Genomic DNA, 26,419 nt, shown 5'->3' with positions numbered 1-26,419 from the left:
ACCTGAGGCCTGAGGCCTGAGGCCTGAGGCCTGAGGTCGTGAGGTCGTGAGGTCAAGTGCACCGCGAGAGGGGGAGCGGCCATGGGGACCTATCGGCAGACCGTCGTTGACCTGGATGCCTCGGCGCGACAAGCCGTCGTGTGGGGCAGCCGAGGCGGGGACTGGTTGGAGTCGGAGGGCTACATCCGCCCGGTGCCGTGGCGGGAGGGCGTGGTGCATCTGGCCGGGCCGCGCTGGCGGGAGGCCGTCGACCTGGTTTCCTGGGACTGGCGAGCCAGGATCAAGGAGTTGGAGGAGGAGCCCGGCGACGAAGTGCGGGTCGTCACGGGGCGCACGGTCTTCTTCGCCGGCCAGGGGGATCCCTCCTCCGCGATCTGCCCGCACTGCCGCAGTGTCACCGCTGACTGGCCCGGCGCGGCCATCGACACCTGGTACACCACGGGGGCCGCCGACCTCGACTGCCCGGCCTGCGCCCGGAGCACGCCGCTTCCGGCCTGGGAGTGGACCGGCGACTCCTTCGCCTTCGCCCACCTGGGCTTCGAGTTCGACGACTGGCCCCCGCTGCACCCGCGCTTCACAGCCGCCTTCGCCCAGGCGCTGGGCCACCGCGTCCGGGTGGTCGCCGGGAAGATGTGAGATGCCGTGAGGCGGCCGGCCCGGCGCACGACAGATCCCCGGGCCGCCACTCGCCGTCAGAAGGCTCGACATCGGCACGGCAAGCGAATCCCCTACACGGTGAGAAGCGCGGTGTCCTGAATTCTGTGCAGGAACCACGACATCGGAAATCCCGATGACATCGTCCAGGAATGACAGGGACAACGCTGGCTCCGCTCATCGGGGTCGTACTCGGAGGCCTCGTGTCGTGGTTGGCTCAATACTCGTTGGGACGGGCGTCCGAGCGAGCCGAGGCACGGCGGAGCATTCGTGAGTGCGACGAGGCCCGCCGGAGCGAACGCCTGACCCACCTCGTCGAGTTCCTGTCGACGGTGCAGGAAGCAGAACGGGTCGCCGTCGACCACTATCAGCACCACCTGGGCGACGAGCAGTGGCAGGCACGGGCACGGCAGACGGTGGACCGGATGTGGGTGGCGCAGAAGACGATCCACATGCTCTGCGCGCCCGAGGTCAACGAAGCGGCACGTCACCTCGCGTTCGCCGTTCAGAACGTGATCCGAGAGGGCCCCGATGATCCGGGGCAGCCGCAGGACGAAAAGGTCTGGGCATGTATCGGTCCGAGTCGGCGGAAGTTCCTCGATGTCGTGCGTGACCACCTGCGTTGAGAGCAGGCGGCCTACGCGCGGGACCACGCTGAGCCTGTGCGGGGCGGTGGATGCGCGCGGCATTCCCTTGCTCCGGTGAGCGCGTCTCCTGGCCCCGGCCACGAACCTGCTCGCAGAGCCGCTGCCCCGCCCCCGGCCGTGACCGTGCTCGCAGAGCCGCTGCCTTACCGGTGCGGCCGGACGTACCGTCGTGTGGCCGTTGCGAACGCTCGCGGCGCTCCTGTGCAAGTACAGGATGAGACCGCCACCCGGCGGGCTCGGACAGGAGATTCCATGGATCCGGACGAGGATCTGCTGGTTCGCGCCGTCCGCGAGCCGGCAGCATTCGAGCCCCTGGTCGATCGGCATTCCGCTGCCCTGCACGGCTATCTCGTGCGCCGCGCGCCGACGGCTGCGGACGACCTGCTCTCCGAGGTGTGGCTCCAGGCCTACGCCACCCGCCACACCTACGACATCGCGCGCGGCCCCGCCAGAGGCTGGCTGTTCGGCGTCGCCAGGAACGTACTGGCGCGTCACTGGCAGGCCGTGTCGCGGGCGGCAGGCGGCCCCCGGCCGCCGTACGAGACCTCGGTGGGGGACCCGTGGCAGGCGGTCGACCAGCGCCTGGACGCCGCCGCGGTGGGGACGGAACTGCGCAGCGCGCTCGCCGGACTTCCCGACCAGGAGCGCGAGTTGCTCCTGCTCGTGGTTTGGGAACAGCTGACGCCGACCGAGGCCGCCGCCGTCATCGGCATACCCGCGGGCACCGCCCGTTCCCGTCTGCACCGGGCCCGCGCCCGACTGCGTGACGGACTCTCCGACACCACCCTCACGAACCTGACGGGGGACTTCGCATGACGCAGAAGGACCAGCACACCGACATGCTCGACTTCCCGGGCGCCACGGCTCTGAAGGACGCCGGCCGGGTCGACGCTCCGGACCCCACCGTGCTGGCGACGGCCCACGCACTCGTCCGCAGCGCGATCGCGGAGGAGACCGGGACCGCCGTGTCCGGCACCGCCACGTCCACCACCGTGGTGATGCACCGCTTCGGCAGGCGTCGGCTCCTCGCCGGTGCCGCCGCGGTTGCCGCGGTCGCGGTGGGCGCTGCCGTCCTCCCGGTCGTCGGCATCGGCAGCGAGCCGCCGGCAGCCGGTGCCTCGGCGGCCGAACTGTTCAACACCCTGGCCGACCGTGCCGCTTCGGGGAGCGCGAGCAACGCGCCGTACTGGAAGACCACCATCAAGAGCGCTGTCGAGGGCGACAAGGTCCACACCGACGACACCTATCTGAGCCGGACCGAACTCGTCATCAAGACCCAGAACGGTCGGACCGTCACCAAGAAGGCTCCTCCGGGGGGCACCAGCTGGCGTGTCGGCAACCGACAGGTCGGCTGGGACAGCCTGGACAAGCTTCCCACCCGGCCGGAGGCACTGCGCCGCGTACTGTCCGCCGGCGCCGAGGGGCCGGCCGCCGCAGAGCAGACCGTGCGCCAGTCGGGCGAACTTCTGACCGGCTCTCCCGCCTCACCGCGACTGCGTGCCGCGCTCTTCCGCGTACTGGCGGGCACCCCCGGCGCCGTGGTGACCGAACACGTGAAGGACGGAGCCGGCCGGACCGGCACCCAGATCTCCTGGAAGTGGTCCGAGGACTTTCCGCACAGCCCCCACAGTCCGAACTGGATCGTGAGGCCGTCCGACGCGCAGCTCCTCGAGCTGAACTACGTGGAGGAAGGCGACGCGGGCCATGTCGCGCAGCGGGACACCTACCTGTATGCCGGGCCGGCGGACAGCGTTCGCTGAGCCGCCCGCCACGGGAGCCGCCGGTCATGTCATCGGCGGCTCTCGCTCCGCCCGCCGCACGGCCGCGGCGTTCTCGCACTGCCGGTTCCGTGAGGCGGTGCGGACGGCGCCGTGCGCGAACGGGAGCGGCGTCGGGAACACGCCGGTGGGTGACCCTGCGTGAAGAGCGGGTGACTGCTTCGTAGCATGAGCCGGTGATCATGTCCGGCGGTCAGGGGTCTCAGCAGCGGTGCGAGCGGGAGAAGGCGGTGCGCCGCCGGCGCCTGTTCGCCCTCGGTCTGGTCGGGACCGGTGTTGCGGTCGTCGCGGCCTGCGTGTTCCGCGGCGGTTCCGAGGGCACCGCGTCCGTAGGGTCCGACGGCGCCGCCTCCGTCGGCTCCGTCCCGGCCCCGCTGCGGGCGACCGGGACCACACGGTCCGGTGCGCCGGCGGCACCGCACCCGACAGGCAACGTGCGGATCACCGCCGTGGGGGACATCGTGATGGGCACGCTGCCGGACGACCTGCCGCCGGACGGCGGCGCCTCGTTCTTCGACTCCGTCGACGACCTGCTCGCCGGCGATGTCGTGCTCGGAAACCTGGAGAGCACACTCACCACGGGCGGCACCAGCAAATGCGACGACATCGGCGGCTCGAACTGCTTCGCCTTCCACGCCCCGCCGTCCTACGCCCGTTGGATCAAGAAGGCCGGGTTCACGGTGATGAACACGGCGAACAATCACATCGACGACTTCGGGGCGGAGGGGCGGCGTCAGACGTTCGCGGCCCTGCGCTCGGTGAACCTGCCGTACACCGGCCGCCTGGGCCAGATCACCATCCAGCGGGTACACGGCATCCGGGTCGCGCTGGTCGGGTTCGCTCCCGACCGCGGGGCGAGCGACCTCACGGACCTCCCCGCCGCAAAGCGGCTCACGGCCCGGGCCGCGACGATGGCGGACATCGTGGTCGTCGTGATGCACGCCGGCGCGGAGGGCTCGGACCGCACCCATGTGGAGCCCGGCACCGAGTACTTCCTCGGCGAGGACCGCGGTGACAGCTATCGCTTCAGCCGTGCGGTGATCGACGCCGGCGCAGACCTCGTCGTGGGCAGCGGCCCGCACGTGATGCGGGGAATGGAGTTCTACAAGAACCGGCTGATCGCCTACAGCCTCGGCAACTTCTCCGGCTACAAGGTGCTCGGCCTCGGCGGCAACCTCTCCACCAGCGGCGTGCTGCAAGTCGGCCTCCGCGCCGACGGCACCTACGTGTCCGGGCGCCTGCGCCCGACCCGGCTCGTCGAGCCCGGCACACCGGAGCCGGGCGGCGACGCCATCGACCTCGTCTCCAGTGTGTCGGAGGAGGACTTCGGCCCGAACGCCGCCCACATCTCGGAGGACGGGACCATCCGGCACCCGTAGTCGGACGTCGTGGTCGGTGGCTTGTCGCAGCGGCCTAACCTTCCGGATCCCAGGCGTAGAGCAGGTCGAACTGGGCTCGGTCGCCATGGAGTTGCAGGGAGTCGATCGGGATGCGGTCGTACAGGACGAGGACGAGCTCGCCGGCCGTGCCCCGCACGGAGGCGACGGCGGCCGCGTCCGGCCCCTCGTCGGCAGCGGTGTCGGGCGTGGGCAGAGGGGTGGTCCGTGCACCGTCGACGGAGAGCGAGAGACGCCAGGAGCGGCCCTCGGTGGCGTGGAAATCCATGGCAGCGGGCTTGTGCGGCCAGGGGGCCGCCCATGCGCAGGAGGTGGCCAGGAACTCATGGACACCGTCGAGCGCCACCGCGTCCGGCAGCGGCTGCGGGGCACCCAGAGTGATCTGGGCGTCGTAGGCGTGAACCGCGGCCTCCTGGACCTGGTGCCGGGCCACGGCACCGCAGGTCTGCGGCGACTCCGACGGACCCCACCACGTCCAGCAATCACGATCCGGTCCGGCCTCGCGCAGCGCGTCCAGCAACTGTCGCGTCGAGGCGGCCGACCAGGCCAGCAGAGCCTCGCGTTCCGGCGGCGCAGCCGCGGCGACCTCCGACTCGGACCCGGCCGGGGGAGCGGCAGCCGGACCGGCGTCGACGATCGTGGCCCACCGGCGCTGCACCCCACCCAGATGTCGCACCAGATCCAGCAGCGACCACTCGGGGCAGGTCGGCACCTGCACATCGAGGCTGGGCGCGGTGGCGACCGCGGCCCGGAACGCGATCGACCGTTCGTCGATCAGCCGCAGCAGAACAGGGAGTTCAAGACGCTTTTCCACGTCGGAGGTCTATCACCGATGTTTGCCGATCGGCATGGGATTATTGCGGGCCAGGGCCAGGGCCAGGGCCAGGGCCGGAGATCGCGTTCGTCCACGACGGCCCGTTCCAGTTGGTCCTGCGTCAGGACTTGTGGCGCCGCCTTCCTGCGAGCCTTGTCTTCTCCTCGCTGGTTGCCCTGCCCGGTACTTGGGACGCGGCGGAGTACTTGTGCTGCTCGCTGCCTCGACGGGCACCCGGCCACGTCCTGCTCGCCTTCAGGACTCGCCGCAGGCGTCACGTAGACGCTGAAGAAGTGCCTCGTGCTCATCGATCCAGTCTGGTGCCGGCTCGAGTCCCAGGCCCACCGTCAGCCTGTCGGGATCATGGACCGAGATGGAGAGCCAGCCGCTTTCGTGTGGGTGAAAGTACAGCTCCAGACCCCGGCTTCCTTGCGGCCAGCCGGCGTCTTCGCCCGCACTGAGCCGTCTCAGTCCTTCCTCCCACTCTTCGAGGCGATCAAGCCAGATGTTCGTCTCCAGGCGGGCGTTCATGAAATCGGTGGTGATCAGGCACTCGGCTCGAACCCGTGCGCTTCGGGGTTCATGGGGCTCGACCATGCGCACGACGAGGGAGACGCCCTGGCCGTCGGACAGATGTATCAAGTCGACCGGGACCCACTCGTCCATCCCACTCCCCGTCGTCGATCCTGCGTCCAGAGTTTCCGGGCACGATACGGGCAGGGTCCGACCCGGCCCCGCGGATCTCGTCAACTGCCGTCCTGAATGGTCGCGGAGGCGTTCGACGGCTCCGGTGGGGGCAGTTCGCCCTGGCAGGTGGCACGGCCGAACTTCCCGAAGTGGGCCGGCTTCTCGGCGGTGTCGAGCACGCCGTAGAGGACGAGTCCGGCGCAGGTGGCAATGAGCAGGCCACCGACGGCAATTCCGCGAAGGTCCGTGCCGCTCCAGGGTCTTACGGCGGTTGCATCCGGCGAGGATTCTTCGGTGATGTCCGGCGTACCCGCGACTTTCGGGACGTCAGTGTTGTGCGGATTCCGCGTCGATGGCATGGCGCTCCCGTTTTCGGTTCGGCACGCATTCCGGGAACGCATGCGGGCGACTGGAGAACCGGGGTTATACCGCACGGAGCGCGGCCCGATCCAACGACGGGAAATAACCGACCAATCGGCCGCCCGGTTCGCCGACCTTGGGTCTCGGCGGGCCCAGTGTCCACATTGTCGCCTCCTTTGGCATGGCCCCGACCTGAAGCGAGCGCTACGACTATCATCCGCTCGTGGACGGCGCGCCGACCGGCGCCACGGCACTGATCTGTCCCCAGGACCTGAAGCCCGCGAACTCGCGTGGAAATCGGCAGGGAACCTGGAACCCGCCCGGCTACGTCAGCAAGCGGGGCGGGGGTCGCGCCTGGATCTTCATCCGATCCCACATCATCGGTGACCGCTTCAACGGTGCATGGGTGCGCGAGAACATCTTCACCGGTTTCCGGGAGATGAACGACCCCGGAATGAGACGGTGCGAGAACAGGATGGCCACTGCCCTTGAAGCCGGACAACCCGTCCTGTACTCGGGGCGGTTGCAGTAAGGTGACGGCCGAGAGAACATCCCTACCGGCATCAGCGTGACGGCGACGACACCGAATGGGGTACTTTTCTCGGTGCAAGTTCAGAACGGACCCGGAAGTCAGGTGACCGGTTGAGCCTTCGACAACTAGAGGAAGCGCTGCCGGCGCTGCTCGAGATCCGGACGGACGAACCCAGGGGAATCGACTGGAACTTCCTCAGGGAAGAGACAGGTATCGTGTTCCCTCCGGACTTCGTCGAGCTGGTCGAGGCATACCCGCCTTTCACGGTCGGCGAATTCCTCGGTCTCCACATCCCGAGCCCGGACGAGGAAGCGCAATTCGTCTCAGGAATGAGAGGGTTCCTCGGCGACCTGTCCAGCCTTCGGGATTCCGACATGTCCCACGGCTACGTGCCCTACCCGGAACCGGGTGGTCTCGTCCCCTGGGGCGACTCGTGCGACGGTGACGTCTTTTTCTGGCGTGCGAACGAAACGAACCCGCAGTCCTGGACCATTCTCGTCAGCGGTCACAACGACGACTGGTGTGAATTCAAGGGGACTTTGACGGAATACCTGGCCGGTCTGGTCACTGGCGCAGTCCCTCCGGACGGCCTGCCGCCGGACTTTCCGGGTACCACGCCCGTGATCGAAGCCGACTGACGTAGTCGCCGAGACGTCAAGGGAACCGGCCCACGGGAACAGATCCCGTGGGCCGGTCGGCGAATCCCCTCGGTCATGGAACGAACAAGGAGACAGTCAGGACCAGGCGTGGGCGACGGGTCTGAAGTGGGTGGCCGGTGGTGCTGCCCTGGAGGGATCCGCGGGCGTCACCGTATCGCCTTCCTCTTGACTTTCTCTTCGGAGGAAAATTCGTGAGTGTGGCATTCAGGCTGCGGAGATTTCGATCGGAAGAATTGAGCACCCCGGTGGAAGACTTGCTGGACCTGATTCCACTGAAGTCCTCCGAAGAGGACTTCGCGCGGGAGTCGCAGAGTCTCGAGCTCCTCGACCTCGGGTCGGAGTGGGACGTGGTTCACGCCGCGCTGACCGGGGGCGACGGTGACGCCGGGAGCGTCGCGTACCTGCCCGTGATGGGAGGCGCTCTCCTCGGTCGTACGGAGACGGAGATCGTGGTTTGCCTGACGCCCGACCAAGTCGGGGCGGCCGCCGACTTCACGGCGGCGCTCGATCGCCGGGAACAGGTCGGCCGTCACCTCGACGTACTGGCCGACGTGCACGGAGGAGAGATCTCGGAACGGTTCGCCGCCCATCTCGTCCACGTACTGGGCGCCTTGTCCGACTTCTATGCGGCGGCGGCCGCAGGCGGTGACGCGGTGGTCAAGGCGATCTACTCCTGAAGTACCCGGCGGGATCGCGGCATCGGAACCAGCAGTCTTGGGACGGAGATTCATCGGCAGTCGCCTCTGGGACTCCGGGAGCCGAGCAGCCCGAAGAGCGCGACCCTACCGGACCTCGCCCAGCCCGATTCCAGGCCCTTGCCGTGGTCCCTGCCGACTGGGCGGCCGAACTCCTCCGAGGAGGCAGGGAAACCTCCCACGCGGGACGATCTTGGCTGATATACGCTTCGCCTGACGTGTTCGAACAGTCCGGCGATTCCGTGTCACCGGATACGTTCTGCCCGGGGGGGCATTCCTATGACTTCGCAGTCCCGCGCGGTGCTCGGCATCGCGCTCACTCCCGTTCTCGCCCTGGGGGCCGCGGTTCCGGCCGCCGCGCACACCACCGCCGCGGCCGCGGCCACCGGCACCAGCGCCGAGGCCGTCGGCACGGCCGCGTCCGCCGTGGACACGCGTGCACCGGGCCCGTGGGGCACCCGCACCCTGCACACCTCGAACCCCGACCCCGTCTCCGCCTCGGGCGGGGTGAACGCCCTGGTCTCGGCGGGCAACGGCGCTCTCGTCTCCCTCACCGGCGACGGGCTGTCCCGTTCCACCAGGATCCGGCCCGCCGGCAGCACCGGCTGGCTCGCCCCGCAGACCTGGCCGGACGCCGGCGGATACAACACCGAACTGGTCTCGCTCGGCGACGGCTCGGTGCGCCTGGCCTGGCGGGCCAAGCGCGCCGACGACCACAACAACTACTGGCTGAAGGTCGCCACCCTCACCCCAGGCGCGACCGCCTTCTCCGAGCCCGAGTATGTCGCCGCGGTCCCCGAGAAGGGCTACCACCACCTCGCGGCGACCCCCGACGGCCGGCTGGTCGCCGTGTGGTCGGTCTCCGGCGTCGTGAAGGCCGCCGAGAAGACCGGCCCCCGAGCCGCGTGGACCGCTCCGGCCGACCTCAACGAGCAGCCGCCGTCCGGCAGCCGGGACATCTCCAACATGGACCTCGCCGTCGCCAAGGACGGCACCGCCCTGCTGGTGTGGCAGTGGCAGTCGAGCAAGGCCGTCGTCGCCCTGGAGAAGGCCCCCGGCGCGACCGCCTGGACCGCGGTCCAGAACTTCCCGGTCCCGGGTGCGGACCTGGCGCGCCCGAAGGTGTTCGCCGCTCCGCAGGGCGGCTTCGACGTGTTCTACGACGACCTCGCGCACCTCATGCACACGCGCCGGTCCGCGGGCGCCACGCAGTGGAGCACCCCGCGGTCCGCCGCCGACTACGGCAGCACGTACGGGATGACGGCGCCCGTCTACCTGCCCAACGGCGACCTCTTCGTGGCCGGCGGGCCCGGCTACTCGACCGGCCCCTGGTACGCGGTGCGTTCGGCCGCCACCGGTGCCTGGCAGCCGTACACGCAGACCTTCTCCACGCACAAGAAGGTGCGTGCGATCGGCGCGGTCGCCACCTCGGGCGGCACGGTCACGGTGACGTGGCGGGAGGGCTACTCGGGCCAGGAATACGCGATGGCCGCCGTCTTCAAGGGCGGCACCTGGTCCGCCGCGCGTCGGCTGAGCGCGACGAGCGCCCAGTCCACCGGCGTGCCCCAGGTGGCGGCCGACGCGCTCGGCCGCCCGGTCGTGCTGTGGGACGAGTACAAGCTGACCGAGACGAACGGCATCGCCCTGGGCGGCGTCTACCAGGCCACCACCACCAGCCGCTCGCTGCCCAAGTGGCGCGACTACACGGACGACGGCAAGGCCGACCTGTTCGGCCGGGACAGCAGCGGGCTGAAGGTGTACGCCGGCGACATGACGAAGCTGTCCGCGGGACAGCGCGCGAGCAGCTGGCCGACGGGCACGCTGGTGCTGCCGTTCGGCGACCTCGACGGCGACGGCTGCAACGACGTGTTCGTCCGGTACCCGCAGGGCGAGGCCCGCGTCTACCCGACGATCTGCGGCGGCCTGCCCGACCAGCAGTCGTCCCACGTCAAGGTCTCCTCCGACTGGAGCGCCTACGACGCGGTCCTCTCGCCCGGCGACGTGACGGGCGACGGGCGGGCCGACCTGATGACCCGGTCCGCCTCCACCGGCAACCTGTACGTGTACGCGAACAACGGCGCGGGCGGCTTCAAGTCCCGCACGCTCGCCGGGTCCGGCTTCGGCGGCTACAAGAGGCTGATCGCCGCCGGCGACCTCAATGGCGACGGCAAGAACGACCTGCTGGCCATCGACGCGTCGAACGAACTGTGGCGGTTCAACGGAACCGGCACCGGCACCTTCAAGCCTCGTTCGCTGGTCTTCAAGGACTGGGGCACGTCCTACAAGGACGTGATCGGCGGACTCGACCTGTCCGGCGACGGCCGGGCCGACCTGATCTCGCTCGACAAGGACGGCCACGCGTGGCTGAACCGGGGCAACGGCCAGGGTGGCTTCAGCAACCGGTCGCAGGTCGGCAAGGCCACGAACTGGTCGGGCATCCGCATCTCCTGACGAGGTCGGTCCGGCGTTCGGCGGCCACTCGGGACCACGGGGTCCCGAGTGGCCGCCTTCGCGAGCGGGTCCGGAGGGCCCGCCCGGCTCCCACGACCCGTATCGATGGGACGCGATCACAGCGGCACGCCGGGCGCTTCCGCGACGTGGTCCGAGGCGTGCGCGGGGCATCACGCGCCTCGCGACGTACCCGCTGAACCGTCGTCACCCCCCAGGTGAGGGCGGTTCCGGCTGCACCCATACCGGATCTCGAGGATCCGGTCGGCCGTGCAGACGTCGAGGTATCGGCCCTGGAACAGCGAGCCGACGCCGAGCTACCACGGTGAACGACCGGCGTCGCTCCTCGATGCGATCACGTAGGGCGAACCATTGATCCTGCGTGGACGCCTCGCGCGTCAGAGCGATGTGAGTGCGCCAGATTTCCTCGTCGATCGAATGAGCGGAATGGGCGACCTCGTGGTCGGCCACCAAGCTCACCATGGCCAACGCGTCGTTCCAGGGCCGCCAGTCGACGGCCGACACGGTGGTGCCCGCCGGCTGCGCCCTCGTCTCCTTCGCAAGTCGGGCCAGAGCGACCAGTATCGCCGCCGATTCACGGAGCACCTGAGCGCACGCGTCCGTCTGACGCTCCCAGGAACGCTGCCCTCGCTGGGTCCTGTTACTGACGAACGAACCGGCGACGACGCCGAGCAACGTCGTCAGCGCGGCACTGCTCGTCGTGGCGATGAAGGTCCAGTCGATGTTCACGGTGGACAGTGTCAGTGCTTCCTCGGAGGACGCGGAAGTACGCGCCGCTGATCGGCCGCGAAGCCGCCTGCCCGCGAGAGCACCGACCAGCACAGTGAGGGGCGTGTCCTCGACCTCTGCGCGCGGCTCCACAAGCACGCCCGGGCGGCACCGAAGGCGGGCGGGTGAGGAAAGTTTGGTGAGTGGCTGCACGAGGCGATCGCCGACTTCACCCAGTCCCTCGCGCTCCAGCCCGATGACGCGTGGGCCCTGGGCTCACGAGGCGAAACGCACCGGCAGGTCGGGAACTTCGACCAAGCGATCACCTCACGGCGACGATCGACCGTGAACCTTCCCTCGCCCGGGCTTTCGAATGCCGCGGGCAGGCGCACCGTCAGGTCGGCAGCATGGATCAGGCCATGGAGGACTGCTCCGCGGCGATCCGACTGGATCCCGAAAACCCCTGGAGCCTCATCCAACGGGGTGTCGCACACCGGGAGATGCAGAACTTCGCGCAGGCCAGGGGAGACCTCGAACGCGCCCAGGCGTGCTCGCCGACTCCCGACTCTCCTGGCCTGACCTTCGAACTGCTGATGCTGGACACACTCACCACGGACTTCACCTCATGCGAACAACGGTGGGAAGCGCCCCTCAACTCCTCCGTCGCGACACGAACATCGGACGCGAGCAGGTTCTTCACCCTGTTCAAGTCGCTCCTTCTGGAACCGAAGGACCACGTGCCGGAGGCGACGCGCACCTTCCTCACCCGGGAACCGGACCAGGACACCCTCACCGACCTCGGCCACTACCTGGCCGAACTGTCCACCATGAGTGAGCAGATCGCCGGGCAAGCACGCCAATGCGCCCGGCTGATCGTGGAACACGACTCCAGCCGGCAGACACCGTGACGGCCACGCCCTCGCACACTCGGGCGTCCCCGGATGCGGCGGTGTGCGCGCGCTGGGGCAGCCGTCGGCGACGTGCTCCGTGTGGCAGAACGACCTGTTGTCGCGCTTCCCCTGTCGCCTGGTGAGGGCGTGGCGCACAGTCACGGCACCTCGGGCGCGGGAGAGGGGACATCGCGCATGTGGCGCAGCGGAGAGCAGAACACGAACCCGCCGGCCGCCCAGGAACCGATGAACGCCAGCCAGAGTGCGGGCCTCACCCCGATCAGCGTGCCAAGTGCGCCGCCCAGGACGCCGCCGACCGGCAGCGTGCCCCACACGACCCAGCGGACCGCCGCGTTCATCCGGCCCATCATCTCGGGCGGTGTCACCGATTGCCGGTAGCTGAGCTGGGCGACGTTGTAGACCATCCCGGCGAAGTACGCGATGCCCCAGCCCAGCGGGAACAGCAGCACTCCCCAGCCCTGCCAGGCCGCCGCGGCGATGACCTGCGGCGCGCTGAAGACCAGCATCGACACCCAGATGATGCGCGCCGAGCCGATCCTCTCGGCGAGCCGGCCGGCGAACACTCCTCCCGCGATCCCGCCGATGGCCGCGCCCGCCATGACCAGCCCGGTCAGCGCGGGACGCACGTGCAGCACCCGGACGAGGAAGACCAACGCCAGCGCCGAACTCATGCCGCTGAACAGGTTCGCGGTGCCCGTGCACGCCACGACCCTGCGGAGAATGCCGTGCCCGAACACGAACCTGAGCCCCTGGGCGATCCGGCGCCGCAGCGTCTCGTCCGCCGACCGCGCCGGCGGCGGCACCTCCCGACTTCTGATCCCGATGATGGACAGGGCCGACACCGCGTAGGAGACCGCGTCGGCCGTCATCGCCCCGGCGGCGCCGAACAACCCGATCAGCCCGCCGCCCAGACTTGGTCCGCCGAGCTGCGCGAAGGCCTGGGTGGTCCCCAGCTTGCCGTTGGCGCTCATCAGGTGATCGGCGCGTATCAGCGACGGCACATAACTCTGGTACGAGACGTCGAAGAACACCGAGCACACACCCGCCGCCACAGCGACCACGTACAACTGCGCCATCGTCAGGACGCCGAACGCGGCCGCCGCCGGAACCGAGCCGATGAGCACCAGACGCAGAAGGTTGCAGGCGATCATGACGGAACGCTTGGCGGCGCCGTCCACCAGCGCACCCGCAGGCAACGCGATCAACGCGAACGCCAACGTGGTGGCCGCGGTCAGCAGTCCGACCTGGAACGTGCTCGCCTCGAGCACGACGACGGCGAGCAGCGGCAGAGCGACCTGGGTGACCGCCGAGCCCATCTCACTGACCGTCTGACCACTCCACAGCAGCAGGAAGTCCCGCTGACGCCACAGGCTCGGAGCACCGGTCCCCGACCCGGCATCCCGCAGTTCCTTGGCTACTTCCGTCACAGCGCCAACTCCGATCTCGGACCGCGGCCCGGTCTGTACCGCTGATCATCTACACGCGGACCTGGTGCTCTCGGTTCTCGCCGACATGTCCCGACCCGTCGCCTCGGCGAGAAGCCTTCGCCGGAGAGGTCGGGGGCAGGTGCCGCACCGCACAGGGCAATCGCCGCTACCTGAATGGGCGTCCATGCCCGCCTACTTGTCGGGTTCGGGCTCGGGTACGTCCGGGGCCGCGCCTCGGCGGGCGAACGCGAGCACCGCGCCCATCCCGGTCAGAGCGGCCAGTACGCCGAAGCCGTACGTGAGCGTGGCGAGCGAGGCGACGGCGGCGACGAGCAGGGGCCCGCCCGCGTCGCCGAGTTCGCGGCCGAGTTCGGCGGAGCCCATGGTCTGGCCCAGACGCTCCTGCGGGGTGGACGAGGCCAGGGCGGCGAATCCGAGCGGGGTGATCAGCCCCGTGCCGATACCGATGAGGGCGGCGCCGAGGAGGAGGCCGGTCGGGCCCGGCAGCATCGCACAGGCCAGCCCCGCGGCGGTGACCAGCAGCCCCGCCGTCAGTCCGCTGTGCGTGCTGAGACGCCCGTCGTCGAGGGCGCGCCCGACACGTGGCTGGGCGACGGCCGAGCAGGCGGCGAGCAGTGACACCGCGGCACCCGTGTCGACCGTGCCCAGGCCGGCGGTGCGGCCGGAGACCGGCAGGAAGCCCACTCCGGCCGACAGGGCCGCAGTCGCCGCGGCGAGCGCGGCGGTCGGGGCGACGAAGGTCGGCTCGGCCAGCCGCCGGGCCAGGTCCAGCACCGTCTGCCGGGCCTTGGGCAGCGGTGGGACGACAGGAACGGCGACCGTTGCCCAGACGGCGACCGCCGCGCCGAGGACGGTGAGGACGGCGAACAGGAGGCGCAGCCCGCCGGCCCACACCAGGACCCCGCCGAGCAGCGGGCCGAGGGTGTAGCCGATGGACTTGTAGAAGCCGTAGCCGCCGAAGGCGCGGCCGTGTTCGGCGGCAGGGTTGAGCCGGGCGACGAGCGCGGAGGCGGACGGTGAGAAGGCGGAGGCCGCGGCGCCCTGCCCGAGACGGCCGGCCCACAGCCAGCCGGGGCTGTCCGCGACGACGTACAGGGCGGAGGCGCCGGCGAAGGCGACCAGCCCGCCGAGCAGGACCGGGCGGGCCCCGATCCTGTCGGCGAGGGTGCCGAAGACGGGCTTGAGGAGCAGCTCGGCGCCGTCGTAGAGGGCGAGCAGGCCGCCGAGGACCAGCAGGGAGGTGACCGCGTCATCGGCGCCGCCGAGGCTGGCGGCGATGCCGTGCGCGCCGAAGGCGGTGGTGAACCCGGCCGCGTACAGCGGCCACATCTGCCGTGCCGGGGCCGACTGCGCGCTCACCGCTACTCCAGCGAGGTCCGGTGCCGCGCGGCGAAGACCTGTTCCGCGTAGTCCTCGCAGGCCGCGGCGCACTGCCTGAGCCGCTCGCCGGCCCCGGCTGCCTCCGGAGCGTCCGCTTCTTGGTTCGACACAGTTGGAAATGTAGCGCCTGTCACATGCGTGGTCCGGGCGAGTGAGCGGAGCCCTCCCCGAGGACGCGCGGTGCAGGTGAGCAGGCCCGGCCCGCCCGTGTGGGGGTGGGGTCGCGTGCAAGTACTGCCCACCGGGTCAGAACGACGTCAGCCAGGCCCTGGTGTGGCGGGGATGGCTGAAGCGCAGCGTGTCGAGCGGGGCGAAGCGGGGGTCGCGGAGACGGTGCTCGATCTCGCGGTGCCGGGGCTTGTGTTGGGACCATGCCCACCGGACGGGGTGCTCCCGGCTCAGCCAGGCCGTCCAGGTTTCCCTGTTGCCGCCGAAGAGAACCTCTCGTGTGGCCGTTCGCCGGACGGAGCGGCGCAGGACACGAGGCATCACGACATGTCTGGGGTAGTCCAGCCAGATCACCGTGTCGGCCCTGCCCCAGAGCAGATCACGAACTTCCGGATACCCGAGGGAGTCGATGATCCAGCGGGGCTCGGCGGCGATCCTCGAAACGTCCTCGATCAGTTTGTCGTTGACGGTCCAGTGGGGGCCGTTGAAGTACAGCGCGTCCATCTCGTGAAAGGGCACGCCCAGTTGCCCGCTCAAGGCTTGTGCGAGCGTGGATTTGCCCGCACCGGTGACGCCGACCACCAAGATCCGTTCCACGGGCACACCCTATCCCCGGTGTCCTGACAGCAGCGCTCCTGTCCTGCCACCACAACTTGCCGAGCAGCGGCACCGCTTGGGCAGCCCGACGACCGCCTTCGGAAGGCCTTGATCACCGGTGGACCGATGCGGTGAGGCGTTGCAGCGCGGCGTGGGCGGGTGGGCCCCAGGTGGGCTTGCCTCCGGGGCGTCCATGGACGCCGGCGTCCCCGATGTGGAGGAGGGCCAGGGCGCGCAGCACCGCATGGCCGCGGGCGCGCCGCAGGGTGGCGGCGTCCGGACACGGACGGTAGGTCTGGTGGAAGAGATCGGCGGCGCCGTCCGGCAGCAGGATCCAGGCGGCGGCGAGGTCGAAGGCCGGATCGCCGGCGAAGAGGTCGCCGAAATCGATCACACCTGAGAAGGTGCCGTTCGTCGTCAGGACGTTGGCCGGATGCAGGTCGCCGTGGAGCCAGAGACGTGGGCCTGGCCACTCGGGTGCGGCGGCGGCGTCCTCCCAGATCGCGCGGACGGCGCCCGGGTCGCGAATGAGCCCCAGCTCGGTGGCCGAGGCGAGCCGTCGGGCGAAGTGTTCGGCGGTGTCGGCCAGTGGGCCACCACGGTCTCGGCCTGTCGGCGCCGCGGCGGGGGCGGGACGGTGAAGAGCGGTCAGGAAGCCGGCCAGGCCGACGGCTGCCTCCGTGGCGCGCGTGGCGGGGGCGCGGTCGGCGGGCTCGCCCGGGACCCAGGTGGTGACGAGCCACGGCCGTGGGAACCGTTCGGATGGCTCACCGAGGCGTTGCGGGACGGGGATCCGCAGGAGAAGGTGCGGGGCGAGGAGGGGCAGCCAGGCATGTTCCTTGCGCAGCAGCGCGTCCGCGGACTGCGCCGCCCAGGGCAGTCGGACGGCGAGGTCGTCACCGAGCCGCCACACTTGATTGTCCCAGCCGAGCGCTCCGAGCTTCAGCGGTCGCTCCACCAGGTCGGGGTGCTGCTCGCGCAGCAGATCCCGGATCAGGTCCTCGGTGATGTCGATCTCCGTGGCCGTCATGCGGCGCAACGCCGGCCGACCCGCTGCCTGTTGGAGTTCCGGGCGGACCTGTGTCGAGTTCCGGCGTCGAAGGTGTTGCGGACGTGGTGGGTGCCTGTGCATTGCAGGGACGTGGAGGCGGTTCTCTCCTGATCCGGTGATCCGTCACGGACGGGAGCGATGCGAAGGCCGTGCTCGTGAGTTCGGTGCGTCAGGGCGTACTTCAGGCTGCGCTCGCGGAAGTGTCCCTGGTCCGGGCGGAGTTGTACGCGTGTGCGACCGGGCGGGACGAAGCACCCCGCGTGCATGTCCAGCCGTGGTGACCAGCCCACGTCAGTCAGTGGAGTCGGGGCCAGGGCCGGGGCCGGGCGGGAGGTGGACCGTCATGATCAGACGGCAGGTTTCGGTGCCCGCGCCGCGGTAGGTGTGCGTGGTGTCCCCGTCGAAGGTGGCGGTCTGCCCGGCTTCGACGGGATGCTCGGTGCCGTCGACGACGAGTGTCATCCGGCCCGAGGTGACGCTGACGGTCTCCACGACGCCGGCCTGGTGAGGGTGGCTGGGGTACTCGTCACCCGGCTCCAGCTTCCAGCGCCAGACCTCGACCGGGGCGGGGCCCGAGGTCGTCAGCATGAGCCGGGCTTCGCTGCCCTTCTCCCCGGCCCACAGAGGCATGACGGCGTCGACGGACACCACCCGGACGCGGTCCTCGGCCGGACCTTCCATGAGGGCGGACACCGAGATGCCGAGGGTGTCGGCGAGGCGGACGAGGGTGGCGAAGTTCGGGTTGCCCTGAGCCTTCTCCAGCCCGACCAGGGCGCCCTTGCTGACCTTGGCGCGCCGGCCCAGCTCGTCCAGGGACAGGCCCGCGCGTGTGCGGGCGGCCCTGACGTTGTGCGCGAGCGCGCGCAGGGCTGACTCTGCCTCGGGCACTTGATCACCATCCTGACGAGCGGTGCACTGAAATGGTCCACCCGGTCATTTGGTTGACAACAGGCGGTCGTTTCATTGTACGGTCGAGTCGTTCCATTGTGAAAGTAGGGAAGTACCGTGATTGCTCTGCTGCTGGCTCTGGGCAGCTCTCTCGCCTACGGATGTGCCGATTTCCTCGGCGGCCTCGGCGCCCGCAAGGCGCATGTGCTGCGCACGGTGATGGTTGCGGCTCCGGCGAGTCTCGCGGTGGAGCTGCTGCTGTGGCCCGCGCTGGGTGCCTCGTTCACCTGGGCGAGCGTCGGATGGGGCGCGGCCTCAGGGGTCGCGTCCGCCGCGGCGTTCGCCCTGCTGTACAAGACCCTGGCGATCGGCCCGATGAACGTGCTCTCGCCCGTCACCGCGTTGGTGTCCGCCGCTCTGCCGGTCGCGGTCGGCCTGCTCCAGGGGGAGCACCTGGGCGCGGCCGGTCTCGCGGGACTCCCGCTGGCGCTGGCGGCGGTGGTCCTGGTCAGTGCCGGGCACGGAGCGCGGTCGTCGCGTCCGTCGCGGACCGCAATGCTGCTGGCCTTCGGCGCGGGTGCCGCCATCGCCCTTCAGCTCGTCTTCCTGCACCAGACCCCCTCCGACAGTGGCGTGGCACCGCTGATCATCGGCAGAGCGGTCTCCACGGCCGTCACCCTGGCCGCCGCCGCGGTGATGTACCGCCGACTGGGGGCGGAAAGGCCCGCGTACGCGATCTCGGCGACCGCGGGCGTGCTGGACTCGGTCGCGAACCTGCTGTTCCTGCTCGCCGCCCGCAGCGGCGACCTCACCGTCGTCGCCGTGATCACCGCCCTCTACCCGGCCGGCACGGTCCTGCTCGCCCGCAGCGTGCTCGCCGAGCGCATCCACCGCAGCCAACTCGTCGGCCTGGGCACGGCCGCCGTCGCCGTCAGCCTCCTCGCCCTCACCTGACCCGCCGAGCCGACCCCGCAGGGAGATCCGCATGTTCATCCAGCCCTGGGACACCGCTCTGGACGACGCAGAGTGGCAGACCTGGATCGCCGACGGCCACGACTTCGGCCAGCTCAGCGTGAACGGCCTGTCCGGCCAGGCACCCGCCGTCGTCCCCACCCACTTCACGAGCGGCGACGGCCATCTGCTGATCCACCTCGCCCGCCCCAACCCGGTCTTCGAGGCGATCGAGCGCGACCCGAACGTCACCTTCACCGTCATCGGCGACTACGCCTTCATCCCAGGCCCCTGGCGCGCCAAGCCCGACATCCCGCCCACCGACGGTGTGCCCACCAGCTACTACGCGGCCGTCCAGTTCACCTGCCGGGCCCACATCATCGACGACCCCGAGGCCAAGGCAGAGCTGCTGCGCCGCCAGATGGCGCACTTCCAGCCCGACGGCGACCATGCCCCCATCGACCCCGACCAGCCACCGTACGGACGGATGCTCCCCGGGATCCGCGGCCTGAAGCTGGAAGTCACCGACGTGCGAGCCAAGTTCAAGTACGACGACCACAAGCCCGTCGAACACCGAACCGCCGTCGCCGGCCGACTCACCGCACGCAGCCAGGGCTTGGACGTGCCCACCGCGCATCAGCAACTGCGCCGCCTGGACCGCATCGGCCCCTGGAAGCCCTGATCCCGGCCGCCCCGCGCACGGACGAAGACACCTGGCCATCGCCGCCTCCAGGCCGTGACGCTCGACTGGTCGCCCCTGCACGGCCATGAGTCCGCTGCAGTACCAGAAGCAGCTTCGCCTCCAGGAAGCCCGCATCCAGCTCATCGCCAACCCTCACGACATCGCCGCGATCGGGCACGCCGTCGGCTACGACAGTCCGTCCCAGTTCAGCCGCGAGTACAAGCGCATGTTCGGTGCGCCGCCGGGCCAGGACGCGGCCAGACTGCAGACCGCGGTGCTACCGGCGGGGTAGGAGCAGAGCCTTCGGGAGTGCCGTGGCCTCGCCCACGGTTCTGGACCGGGCATGCGCACCCGGATTGCCTTCTGTGCGTGGGCCGTCGCGGACAGGGTGCAGCCGAGGCATGCCGTCGTACGAGGCGGTAGGTGTTGCGCATCTGGCTGGTCACCTCGGAAGAGGGCTGCCGGCGTATGCAGGGAGCAGCAGGATCGGCCCCGTGCTGCCGGTTCAACCGGTCAGTACCGCACTGATGTTGGACCGGTAGGTGCGCAGAGCCCGCAGTGAGGCCGTGTAGCGGTCGTGGTGGCGGGCGATGTCCGCGGCTTGCTTCTGGGCGCGTACGGCGTGCCAGAGCTCGGCGGTGTGGTGGCGGCGCTTGCAGGTGACGTCCGCGACGGCGGTGGCCCGCTCCCGCCGCGTGTGCCGGGTGTTGCCGTCGCTCGCCCGCTGCCAGGCGCTGTCCGTGTATGCGGCGGCGGGGTCGGAGTAGTGGGCGAACCCTTGGTCCGCCATGCAGCGGGACCACACGGCCCAGGCCTCGCGCACGCGCGGATCGCGCTTCACGGCCTTGTCCACCTCGATGGCGCGTCTGCCGGCGTAGAGCCAGTCCTGCTTGAGGTCGATGCCGCGCATCAGGCGTTTGTCCGCCTCGGTGTTGCACGCGGGCCAGTCCGCATACTCCTCGTCCGTCATGCGGCGGCCCTCGGACCGGGAACCCGGGTGTGCGGCCGGGTCCCAGCCGTAACCCCAGCGGCGAGCGATGTCGGGATCGAGGACCCCGTAGTCGGTGCTGACCGCGGTGGCGACGATGGGGTCGTCGGGGTAACGGGGGTCGAGCGGGAAGCCGGGGTGGCCGCGGTGTGCCATGCACTGCCGGACCAGCAGTGCCGAGGCCTGCCGGAACCGCTGGAAGTCCTGCGGCGTGTAGTCGTAGCGGTCGGCCGGCAGCGGACCGAGGTCCGACGCCGTGCGGACGAGTGCCGCGCGCTCCGGGCCGGAGGCACAGATCGCCGCCAGCACCGCCACCCCCGCCGCGACACCCGGCCGCCACCCCCGTCTAGCCATGGCCAGGGATGCTAGCGGGCGGCGTGTACACGTCCGAACGCGGCCCCCGGCCGGCCCCGTCGGGCTCCCCGACCGGCTCTTCCTGCCCACCGTCGTACGGCCTCCCGCCGGGACGCACGACAAGATGGCCGGCGAGCGAGCTCGAACTCGCGGAAGAAGCGGGCAGCGCCAGGCATAGATCGTCCGGGGTCCGCGCGTCCTTGTGAGCGTTGGACAACGGGAGGGCTGATGGACCCGCAGGACCACGAGAGATTCGAGGACTTCGTCGATGCCCGGTGGAGTGCTCTGCTGCGGCTGGCGAATCTGCTGACCGGCGGCGACCGGCACGAGGCCGAGGATCTGGTGCAGATCGCGCTGATGAAGACGCTGGGCCGATGGCGACATATCGACGACCCGGAGGGTTATGTACGCAAGGTGATGTACCGGCAGCAGATCAGCCGCTGGCGGCTGCGTCGCCCGCACCGCGAGGCGACGTTCGCCGCGCTGCCCGAGGACCAGGGTGTCGCCGACGGCACGGCCGCCGCCGACCTGCGGATCACCGTGGGCCAGGCGCTCGCACGGCTGACCCCACGGCAGCGCGCGATGCTGGTGCTGCGCTATTTCGAGGACCTGTCCGAGACGGAAGTGGCAGGCGTCCTCGGCTGCTCGGTGGGCACCGTGCGCAGCACCACCCATCGGTCGCTGGCCCGGCTGCGCGCTCTCGCACCGGAGTTGGCCGCACCCGCTCAGACCGCGGCCGCAGCACCGAGCCCCAACCTGCCGAAGGGAGCCCACACATGAACGCCGACCAGCTGGACCACGCGATCCGGGACGTCCTGCACAGCTGGACCCCCGACAACCCCCACGCTCCCGTGGGTATCGCCGACCGCCTTGTGCGTCGCCGCCGACGGCGCATCATCGCGCGCACCGCCGGTGCGGCCCTCGCACTCACCGGCATCGCCTTCGGCGCGGCCTTCGCCACCGGTGCGGGCGACGACGGGGCTCAGCGGCCGGCTTCGCGGGTGAGCAAGCAGAGCACCCTGCTGTGGCAGACCACCCTGCCCGCCGCGTCCTGGGACGCCTGCACCACCGGCCCTGGTGCCGTCTACTGCCGCGGGACCTCGTACGACGGCATCGGCGTCGACGCCCGTACCGGAAAGGTCGAGTGGCAGCAGAAGGCCAAGGATGTCAACGGCGGCAGCGCACCGGCCGGATCGCTGCCCGGCGTCCGTGACGGCATCCTGTACACCTACGCCGATCACGCCCCTGGCACGTCCAGAGCCGGGACCGACCTCGTCGCCCTCGACATCGGCAGCAGGCAGGTCCTGTGGAAGCACGAGTTGGCCGACGACAGCCGTGACCGGTCCGATGCCGTGCTGTTCGACGGCAAGGTCCTCGCCAACTCCCCGACGTTCAAGAGCGTGGCAGCCTTGGACGGCAGGACGGGCCGGACGCTGTGGACGTACTCCTGGAAGAAGGCGGACTGCGACCGGACCGCGGTCGGCGGCGTCCCGTACCTGGTGTGCTCGCCGGACAGTGAGAAGGCTCCGCAACAGAGCACCGTCGTACGGTTGGACCCGACGACCGGCAAGCCGCGGACGGTCGCGACCGTCGAGGGACCGGCGGCTTTCATCGGCACGGACAAGGATGCCGTGCTCCTGGGCGCCAGGGCCGGCGGGCAGCAGTCCTTCAGTGTTTCCGGGCCCGCTACTTTGATCCGCGTCGAACTCGGCTCGGGCAAGGTGTCGCAGTACTCGGTCGACGGCATGCCGATGGGCGTGGTCACGGACGGCATCATCCTGGCGTCCGGCAGGCACGACAGCGCCGTCGCGTACTCGGCCGACAACGGCAAGCGGCTGTGGTCAAGCGACCTCGGACTGACACTCCGCAAGGACGCGGGCAACCCCACGATGCGGGAGCTGGCCTCCGCCGCCGCGGTGGATCTCGGCAGCAGGGTGGCCTACTACCTCGATCCGACGGGGCATCTGGTGGGCCTCGACCTGGACAGCGGAGCGGTGCGCTGGCGCGGCCAGGTGCAGCTGCCGAAGAGCCCGATGACAGCGGGCATCGCTCCGGAGCTGATGGTCCACGCACACGGCCTCATCGGCCAGGTCGGCGGCCAGCTCTTCGACATCAAACCCGTGCTGCCCAAGGCAGGTTCGTAGGCGGGGGCAGCCGGAGGCAGGGTCGCGCGGGGGACCGGCAGCACGACCGGTCTCCCGCGCGGCCGCGGTGTGCTGCCTGCACCTTCGCTCAGTGCTGCTCGTCGTCGTTGAGCCACTCGGCGAGGACGGCGGCCTCGCTGTGGTCGGCGTCCTTGGTCGCGGTCAGCAGCGTGACCCTGTCGTGGGCTGCCAGATCCCGGAGTTCCTGTACGGCCTGCTCGTGCTCGGGGTCGCCGAGTTCGGCGATGTAGCGGCGGCGGAACTCGGCGAAGCGTTCGGGGTCGTGGTGGTACCAGTGACGCAGGTCGGTGGACGGTGCGACGTCCTTGAGCCACTCGTCCAGGTGAGCGGCCGACTTGCTCACGCCGCGTGGCCACAGACGGTCGACGAGCACACGTTTGCCGTCCTTGGGTGTGGGCGACTCGTACACTCTGCGATAGATGATCTGTCCGGCCATGACACAGCCCTCCGGATCGGTCGGCGACGGTGGTCGAGAGCCTTCATCCCATGAAAACCCATGCCGCGGGCCGGTGGCGCGCGAGGGTCCGCTGTCGCCTTCCTTCAGCCGCGAGGGAAGGGTCGGGCGGGCGGATCACGCGCCTCTTGCCCGTCCGCCGAGTGTGCCTGTCGCCGCGCCGGAGGGATACCGGCGTTCAGCGCCGTCGTCGCCGCCTGCTCGCCCGCCCGTCGCGGATCCGACCCCACAGGGCAAAGCAGGCCAGGAACGGTGCCACCACCATGCAGAGCATCCACAGTCCGACGCTCGCGGGCGAGTAGATGTAGTACTGCCAACTGGCCGGCAGGAGCCCGGGCAGGAGCACGAGGGCGACGAGCACCGACCACGTCAGGACCACGATGCCCAGGGCGCGCACCGCTGCCGTCAGGCATCCCATGCTTCTCCTACTTGCGATGTGCGGCGCTTGCCCGCACAGAGTCATCAGATTTGAACGCGTTCAATATAGCCGTGAATCTCATGACTCTGAAGGGCAGGCCGGCCGGGCGTGTGTCAGCCGGTCGGCGTCGGCTGCGATGGTGAACGGGCGGGCGGTCGCCTGGCGGTTCCGGGAGTGCGGGTGACATACCAGCCTCTTTGCGGGCGAGAAGGGTCCCTCGCCATCCCTCTTCATCACGGAATGGCATACCGACCATTCAGTTTGTCGAAAGTCTTCCGTGCTTCGCATACCTATGAGTAGCGTACGTCGCCACCCCCCACTCCCTGCGGTCCGCACGGGCCCTGAGCCACGCAAGGAGCACGGGATGACGTTCTCGTCCCCCGAGTACCAACCAGGTCATCGGCCGCCGCCGTACGACCCGTCACTCGCTTCGTCACCCTCGTACGCCGCCTGTCCCCGGCACGAGTCGCAAGCGCGTCCGGAGTTCGAGAGACACCAGGTCCGGCGCGACCAGGCACGGGGTCGGCACAGCGACCTCGGCCTCCTGCGGGGCGCGTACCGCTGGCAGCGTCGCGTGGCGACCTTCACGGCGCTCGGATACTTCACGCTCTTCCTGTTCCTGTCGGCGTTCACGCCGTCGCTGACGACGGCCACCGTTTCGGGCGGACTCACCACGGGGCTGCTGCTCGGGCTGATCCAAGTACCCGTCACCTGCCTGGCGATCGGCCTGTACGAGTACACGGCGCGACGGAGTGTCGACCCGATCGCCGACCGGATCCGCCATCAGTCGGAACCGGGAGCCGGACGGGAGGCCGTGCGATGACCGGGTTCAGCAGTTCGGCGCAGGCCATGTCGCTGGTGGCGTTCACCACCGTCGCGACGATCACGCTGTTGCTGTGTGTGATGACGGGACCCGACCGAGACGATCTCGACGAGTTCTATACGGGGTACGGGTCGCTGTCGCCGATGCGCAACGGGCTCGCCATCGCCGGGGACTACATCTCCGCGGCGACGGTCCTGTCCACGGGCGGTGTCATCGCGCTGTTCGGATACGACGGTGTCGTGCTGGCGTTGAGCACCGCGCTCTCCCTGATGTTGTTGATGTTCCTGTTGGCCGAACCGCTGCGCAACGCGGGCCGGTTCACCATGGGCGACGCGCTCGCGCGGCGGATGCCCGGACGGGCGGTGCGCATCGCCGCGTGCGCGGTGACGATCACGGCGCTGGTGCCGATGATGCTGATCCAGCTCGCAGGCACGGGCGACCTGCTGGCGTTCATTCTGGGGTTCTCCGGCGACTCGATGAAGACGGGCTGCATCATCGGCCTCGGCGCGATGATGATCAGCTATGCGGCGATCGGTGGCATGAAGGGCACGGCTCTCATCCAGATCATGAAGATCGTGATGCTGCTCGGCTCCGGCGCTGTCGTCGCCCTACTGTTGCTGCGACGGTTCGACTGGGACCTGGGCGCGCTGTTCTCCGTGGCGGCGCGGCGCAGCGGAGTGGGAGACGCCTTCCTGCACTCGGGGTTCGAGTTCGCCGACGGGAAATATCCTCGGCTCGACATGATCAGTTCGCAGCTCACCGTCGTCCTCGGCGGAGCCTGCCTTCCGCACGTCACCATGCGCATGTACACCGCGAACAGCGCTCACCAGGTGCGCAGGTCGATGTCCTGGGCGGTGACCTGCGTGGCGGTCTTCGTGCTCATCATCACGGTCATCGGCTTCGGAGCGACGGCGCTGGTCGGCCGTGCGGCGATCGCGGGCGCCGACCCGACGGGCAGGACGGCGTATCTCCTGGGCTCGCGGGCCGCCTTCGGGACGGACGTGTCGAACGTCGAGACCTTCCTCTTCACCACGGTCACGTCCGCGCTCTTCCTCACCCTCCTCGCCTCGGTCGCCGGGATGATCCTGGCCTGCGCCAACTCCCTCGCACACGACGTACTCGCGGGCCGGAGGAGGCCGACGACCCCGCAACGGGAAATGACGTACGCCCGGGTGTCCGCCGTGGCCGTGGGCATCCCCACCATCCTGCTGGCCACCCTCGTCCAGCACCACAACCTTCAGCCACTGGCCCTGCTCGCCGCCTCCATCAGCGCGTCCGCACTGGCACCGGCCCTGGTCTACAGCCTGTTCTGGCGCCGATACACACGCCTGGGTCTCATGGCCACCCTCATCGGAGGCACGGTCACCACCATCGTCCTCATGGCCGGCACCAATCTGGTCTCCGGCTCCCCCTTCGCTTCCTTCCCCGAAGCCGACTTCAACTGGTTCCCCTTCACCACGACAGGGATCGCGTCCATCCCGCTGGGCTTCGCCTACGGATGGCTGGGGACTGTCGTCTCCGGCCGGCGCGAGGCCGAAGAGCAAAGGCGACAGTACGAAGCTGTCGAAGGCTGGATTTTGGCGGGTGCCGTGCGGAAGGGACCCTGAGGCGCGACGGGTGGTGCAGCCCGAAGAACGGTGGAGCCGGGGCACGGAGACCGGTGAGCGGTTTCCCGCCCCCGAGCGTCAACCGGCCTTGACTCTCACGTCGCTGGAGACCTGACGATCGCGTTGCAGAGCGA

29 protein-coding genes and 1 pseudogene are annotated in these 26,419 nt (G+C 69.9%); 17 read left to right on the top strand and 13 right to left on the bottom strand.

Annotated features, from left to right (window positions below; genetic code table 11):
* The first annotated feature begins 81 nt into the window (after nucleotides 1–81).
* From ACZ4IF_RS15280 to ACZ4IF_RS15260, 5 genes are all read left to right on the top strand, one after another.
* Nucleotides 82–636: a hypothetical protein gene (locus ACZ4IF_RS15280; protein ID WP_467562995.1), complete on the top strand. Its 555-nt coding sequence runs from the start codon at nucleotides 82–84 to the stop codon at nucleotides 634–636.
* 170 nt (nucleotides 637–806) lie between these two features.
* Entirely contained in the window at nucleotides 807–1,280 is a 474-nt protein-coding gene (locus ACZ4IF_RS15275) for a hypothetical protein (protein ID WP_467562993.1), read from the top strand.
* Nucleotides 1,281–1,553: 273 nt separating this feature from the next.
* The gene (locus ACZ4IF_RS15270) at nucleotides 1,554–2,117 is read left to right on the top strand and encodes an RNA polymerase sigma factor (protein WP_467562991.1); all 564 of its coding nucleotides are present in this window, start codon (nucleotides 1,554–1,556) and stop codon (nucleotides 2,115–2,117) included.
* Nucleotides 2,114–3,061, top strand: coding sequence for a CU044_5270 family protein (locus ACZ4IF_RS15265; RefSeq protein ID WP_467562989.1), 948 nt, complete (start codon nucleotides 2,114–2,116; stop codon nucleotides 3,059–3,061). The genes ACZ4IF_RS15270 and ACZ4IF_RS15265 overlap by 4 nt, the downstream gene beginning before the upstream one ends.
* A 200-nt stretch (nucleotides 3,062–3,261) precedes the next feature.
* The gene (locus tag ACZ4IF_RS15260) at nucleotides 3,262–4,458 is read left to right on the top strand and encodes a CapA family protein (RefSeq protein ID WP_467563044.1); all 1,197 of its coding nucleotides are present in this window, start codon (nucleotides 3,262–3,264) and stop codon (nucleotides 4,456–4,458) included.
* Nucleotides 4,459–4,492: 34 nt separating this feature from the next.
* Here ACZ4IF_RS15260 and ACZ4IF_RS15255 read toward each other — a convergent pair whose 3' ends face one another.
* From ACZ4IF_RS15255 to ACZ4IF_RS15245, 3 genes are all read right to left on the bottom strand, one after another.
* On the bottom strand, nucleotides 4,493–5,290 hold the full coding sequence (locus tag ACZ4IF_RS15255; RefSeq protein WP_467562987.1) for a maleylpyruvate isomerase family mycothiol-dependent enzyme: 798 nt from the start codon (nucleotides 5,288–5,290) through the stop codon (nucleotides 4,493–4,495).
* 255 nt (nucleotides 5,291–5,545) lie between these two features.
* The gene (locus ACZ4IF_RS15250; RefSeq protein WP_467562985.1) at nucleotides 5,546–5,956 is read right to left on the bottom strand and encodes a DUF5959 family protein; all 411 of its coding nucleotides are present in this window, start codon (nucleotides 5,954–5,956) and stop codon (nucleotides 5,546–5,548) included.
* A gap of 80 nt (nucleotides 5,957–6,036) precedes the next feature.
* Nucleotides 6,037–6,336: a hypothetical protein gene (locus ACZ4IF_RS15245; protein WP_467562983.1), complete on the bottom strand. Its 300-nt coding sequence runs from the start codon at nucleotides 6,334–6,336 to the stop codon at nucleotides 6,037–6,039.
* 224 nt (nucleotides 6,337–6,560) lie between these two features.
* On the opposite strand from ACZ4IF_RS15245, the gene ACZ4IF_RS15240 reads away from it, so the two are divergent.
* The 4 genes from ACZ4IF_RS15240 (at nucleotide 6,561) to ACZ4IF_RS15225 (ending at nucleotide 10,674) form a co-directional block, all read left to right on the top strand.
* Nucleotides 6,561–6,869, top strand: a complete 309-nt coding sequence (locus ACZ4IF_RS15240; RefSeq protein ID WP_467562981.1) for a DNA/RNA non-specific endonuclease — start codon at nucleotides 6,561–6,563, stop codon at nucleotides 6,867–6,869.
* Between the two features lie 110 nt (nucleotides 6,870–6,979).
* Nucleotides 6,980–7,507 carry a hypothetical protein gene (locus ACZ4IF_RS15235; protein WP_467562979.1) on the top strand — a complete coding sequence of 176 codons (528 nt, stop codon included), beginning with the start codon at nucleotides 6,980–6,982 and terminating at the stop codon, nucleotides 7,505–7,507.
* A 266-nt stretch (nucleotides 7,508–7,773) separates the two neighbouring features.
* Entirely contained in the window at nucleotides 7,774–8,205 is a 432-nt protein-coding gene (locus ACZ4IF_RS15230) for a DUF1877 family protein (protein ID WP_467562977.1), read from the top strand.
* 297 nt (nucleotides 8,206–8,502) lie between these two features.
* A complete protein-coding gene (locus ACZ4IF_RS15225) occupies nucleotides 8,503–10,674 on the top strand; it encodes an FG-GAP repeat domain-containing protein (protein WP_467562975.1) in 2,172 nt (723 codons plus the stop codon).
* Between the two features lie 204 nt (nucleotides 10,675–10,878).
* Here ACZ4IF_RS15225 and ACZ4IF_RS15220 read toward each other — a convergent pair whose 3' ends face one another.
* Nucleotides 10,879–11,421: a hypothetical protein gene (locus ACZ4IF_RS15220; protein WP_467562973.1), complete on the bottom strand. Its 543-nt coding sequence runs from the start codon at nucleotides 11,419–11,421 to the stop codon at nucleotides 10,879–10,881.
* 386 nt (nucleotides 11,422–11,807) lie between these two features.
* Between ACZ4IF_RS15220 and ACZ4IF_RS15215 the strand changes: the two genes are divergently transcribed.
* On the top strand, nucleotides 11,808–12,308 hold the full coding sequence (locus tag ACZ4IF_RS15215; protein ID WP_467562971.1) for a hypothetical protein: 501 nt from the start codon (nucleotides 11,808–11,810) through the stop codon (nucleotides 12,306–12,308).
* Nucleotides 12,309–12,448: 140 nt separating this feature from the next.
* Here the strand turns inward: ACZ4IF_RS15215 and ACZ4IF_RS15210 are convergent, their stop codons facing one another.
* The 6 genes from ACZ4IF_RS15210 to ACZ4IF_RS15185 all read right to left on the bottom strand — a co-directional run bounded on the left by ACZ4IF_RS15210 (nucleotide 12,449) and on the right by ACZ4IF_RS15185 (nucleotide 17,843).
* Entirely contained in the window at nucleotides 12,449–13,738 is a 1,290-nt protein-coding gene (locus tag ACZ4IF_RS15210; RefSeq protein ID WP_467562969.1) for an MFS transporter, read from the bottom strand.
* 192 nt (nucleotides 13,739–13,930) lie between these two features.
* Nucleotides 13,931–15,088, bottom strand: a complete 1,158-nt coding sequence (locus tag ACZ4IF_RS15205) for an MFS transporter (protein WP_467563042.1) — start codon at nucleotides 15,086–15,088, stop codon at nucleotides 13,931–13,933.
* Between the two features lie 32 nt (nucleotides 15,089–15,120).
* Nucleotides 15,121–15,249: a Chromate resistance protein ChrB gene (locus ACZ4IF_RS15200; protein WP_467562967.1), complete on the bottom strand. Its 129-nt coding sequence runs from the start codon at nucleotides 15,247–15,249 to the stop codon at nucleotides 15,121–15,123.
* Between the two features lie 136 nt (nucleotides 15,250–15,385).
* Nucleotides 15,386–15,904 carry an AAA family ATPase gene (locus ACZ4IF_RS15195; RefSeq protein ID WP_467562965.1) on the bottom strand — a complete coding sequence of 173 codons (519 nt, stop codon included), beginning with the start codon at nucleotides 15,902–15,904 and terminating at the stop codon, nucleotides 15,386–15,388.
* 112 nt (nucleotides 15,905–16,016) lie between these two features.
* Entirely contained in the window at nucleotides 16,017–16,934 is a 918-nt protein-coding gene (locus tag ACZ4IF_RS15190) for an aminoglycoside phosphotransferase family protein (protein WP_467562963.1), read from the bottom strand.
* 312 nt (nucleotides 16,935–17,246) lie between these two features.
* Nucleotides 17,247–17,843, bottom strand: coding sequence for a helix-turn-helix domain-containing protein (locus tag ACZ4IF_RS15185; protein ID WP_467562961.1), 597 nt, complete (start codon nucleotides 17,841–17,843; stop codon nucleotides 17,247–17,249).
* Between the two features lie 117 nt (nucleotides 17,844–17,960).
* Between ACZ4IF_RS15185 and ACZ4IF_RS15180 the strand changes: the two genes are divergently transcribed.
* From ACZ4IF_RS15180 to ACZ4IF_RS15170, 3 genes and pseudogenes are all read left to right on the top strand, one after another.
* Complete coding sequence (locus ACZ4IF_RS15180) at nucleotides 17,961–18,797, top strand: EamA family transporter (RefSeq protein ID WP_467562959.1); 837 nt, start codon at nucleotides 17,961–17,963, stop codon at nucleotides 18,795–18,797.
* 31 nt (nucleotides 18,798–18,828) lie between these two features.
* The gene (locus ACZ4IF_RS15175; protein WP_467562957.1) at nucleotides 18,829–19,476 is read left to right on the top strand and encodes an FMN-binding negative transcriptional regulator; all 648 of its coding nucleotides are present in this window, start codon (nucleotides 18,829–18,831) and stop codon (nucleotides 19,474–19,476) included.
* A gap of 79 nt (nucleotides 19,477–19,555) precedes the next feature.
* Nucleotides 19,556–19,768: pseudogene (locus ACZ4IF_RS15170) on the top strand (helix-turn-helix transcriptional regulator); the annotation flags it as partial.
* Between the two features lie 213 nt (nucleotides 19,769–19,981).
* Here the strand turns inward: ACZ4IF_RS15170 and ACZ4IF_RS15165 are convergent.
* Complete coding sequence (locus ACZ4IF_RS15165) at nucleotides 19,982–20,818, bottom strand: hypothetical protein (RefSeq protein ID WP_467562955.1); 837 nt, start codon at nucleotides 20,816–20,818, stop codon at nucleotides 19,982–19,984.
* Nucleotides 20,819–21,046: 228 nt separating this feature from the next.
* Between ACZ4IF_RS15165 and ACZ4IF_RS15160 the strand changes: the two genes are divergently transcribed.
* On the top strand, nucleotides 21,047–21,598 hold the full coding sequence (locus tag ACZ4IF_RS15160; protein ID WP_467562953.1) for a SigE family RNA polymerase sigma factor: 552 nt from the start codon (nucleotides 21,047–21,049) through the stop codon (nucleotides 21,596–21,598).
* Nucleotides 21,595–22,962, top strand: coding sequence for an outer membrane protein assembly factor BamB family protein (locus tag ACZ4IF_RS15155; protein ID WP_467562951.1), 1,368 nt, complete (start codon nucleotides 21,595–21,597; stop codon nucleotides 22,960–22,962). Before ACZ4IF_RS15160 ends, ACZ4IF_RS15155 begins: the two co-directional genes overlap by 4 nt.
* Nucleotides 22,963–23,050: 88 nt before the next feature.
* Here the strand turns inward: ACZ4IF_RS15155 and ACZ4IF_RS15150 are convergent, their stop codons facing one another.
* The gene (locus ACZ4IF_RS15150) at nucleotides 23,051–23,419 is read right to left on the bottom strand and encodes a DUF488 domain-containing protein (protein WP_467562949.1); all 369 of its coding nucleotides are present in this window, start codon (nucleotides 23,417–23,419) and stop codon (nucleotides 23,051–23,053) included.
* Between the two features lie 196 nt (nucleotides 23,420–23,615).
* Nucleotides 23,616–23,855, bottom strand: a complete 240-nt coding sequence (locus ACZ4IF_RS15145; RefSeq protein WP_467562947.1) for a hypothetical protein — start codon at nucleotides 23,853–23,855, stop codon at nucleotides 23,616–23,618.
* Between the two features lie 364 nt (nucleotides 23,856–24,219).
* On the opposite strand from ACZ4IF_RS15145, the gene ACZ4IF_RS15140 reads away from it, so the two are divergent.
* Nucleotides 24,220–24,678 (top strand): DUF485 domain-containing protein, encoded by a 459-nt coding sequence (locus ACZ4IF_RS15140; protein ID WP_467562945.1) that lies wholly within the window; start codon nucleotides 24,220–24,222, stop codon nucleotides 24,676–24,678.
* Nucleotides 24,675–26,285, top strand: a complete 1,611-nt coding sequence (locus tag ACZ4IF_RS15135; RefSeq protein WP_467562943.1) for a sodium/solute symporter — start codon at nucleotides 24,675–24,677, stop codon at nucleotides 26,283–26,285. Before ACZ4IF_RS15140 ends, ACZ4IF_RS15135 begins: the two co-directional genes overlap by 4 nt.
* Nucleotides 26,286–26,419: the final 134 nt, after the last annotated feature.

This window comes from Streptomyces sp. NPDC025784 (genome assembly GCF_055558435.1).
The sequence above is the reverse complement of the archived record's forward strand: the minus strand, read 5'-3'. Positions and strand labels throughout refer to the sequence as shown.

Coding starts and splice junctions, on each gene's coding strand:
- ACZ4IF_RS15280 (WP_467562995.1), top strand. CDS start 82: ATGGGGACCTATCGGCAGACCGTCGTTGACCTGGATGCCTCGGCGCGA.
- ACZ4IF_RS15275 (WP_467562993.1), top strand. CDS start 807: ATGACAGGGACAACGCTGGCTCCGCTCATCGGGGTCGTACTCGGAGGC.
- ACZ4IF_RS15270 (WP_467562991.1), top strand. CDS start 1,554: ATGGATCCGGACGAGGATCTGCTGGTTCGCGCCGTCCGCGAGCCGGCA.
- ACZ4IF_RS15265 (WP_467562989.1), top strand. CDS start 2,114: ATGACGCAGAAGGACCAGCACACCGACATGCTCGACTTCCCGGGCGCC.
- ACZ4IF_RS15260 (WP_467563044.1), top strand. CDS start 3,262: ATGTCCGGCGGTCAGGGGTCTCAGCAGCGGTGCGAGCGGGAGAAGGCG.
- ACZ4IF_RS15250 (WP_467562985.1), bottom strand. CDS start 5,956: ATGGACGAGTGGGTCCCGGTCGACTTGATACATCTGTCCGACGGCCAG.
- ACZ4IF_RS15245 (WP_467562983.1), bottom strand. CDS start 6,336: ATGCCATCGACGCGGAATCCGCACAACACTGACGTCCCGAAAGTCGCG.
- ACZ4IF_RS15225 (WP_467562975.1), top strand. CDS start 8,503: ATGACTTCGCAGTCCCGCGCGGTGCTCGGCATCGCGCTCACTCCCGTT.
- ACZ4IF_RS15215 (WP_467562971.1), top strand. CDS start 11,808: ATGGATCAGGCCATGGAGGACTGCTCCGCGGCGATCCGACTGGATCCC.
- ACZ4IF_RS15205 (WP_467563042.1), bottom strand. CDS start 15,088: ATGTGGCCGCTGTACGCGGCCGGGTTCACCACCGCCTTCGGCGCGCAC.
- ACZ4IF_RS15190 (WP_467562963.1), bottom strand. CDS start 16,934: ATGACGGCCACGGAGATCGACATCACCGAGGACCTGATCCGGGATCTG.
- ACZ4IF_RS15175 (WP_467562957.1), top strand. CDS start 18,829: ATGTTCATCCAGCCCTGGGACACCGCTCTGGACGACGCAGAGTGGCAG.
- ACZ4IF_RS15165 (WP_467562955.1), bottom strand. CDS start 20,818: ATGGCTAGACGGGGGTGGCGGCCGGGTGTCGCGGCGGGGGTGGCGGTG.
- ACZ4IF_RS15160 (WP_467562953.1), top strand. CDS start 21,047: ATGGACCCGCAGGACCACGAGAGATTCGAGGACTTCGTCGATGCCCGG.
- ACZ4IF_RS15155 (WP_467562951.1), top strand. CDS start 21,595: ATGAACGCCGACCAGCTGGACCACGCGATCCGGGACGTCCTGCACAGC.
- ACZ4IF_RS15150 (WP_467562949.1), bottom strand. CDS start 23,419: ATGGCCGGACAGATCATCTATCGCAGAGTGTACGAGTCGCCCACACCC.
- ACZ4IF_RS15145 (WP_467562947.1), bottom strand. CDS start 23,855: ATGGGATGCCTGACGGCAGCGGTGCGCGCCCTGGGCATCGTGGTCCTG.
- ACZ4IF_RS15140 (WP_467562945.1), top strand. CDS start 24,220: ATGACGTTCTCGTCCCCCGAGTACCAACCAGGTCATCGGCCGCCGCCG.
- ACZ4IF_RS15135 (WP_467562943.1), top strand. CDS start 24,675: ATGACCGGGTTCAGCAGTTCGGCGCAGGCCATGTCGCTGGTGGCGTTC.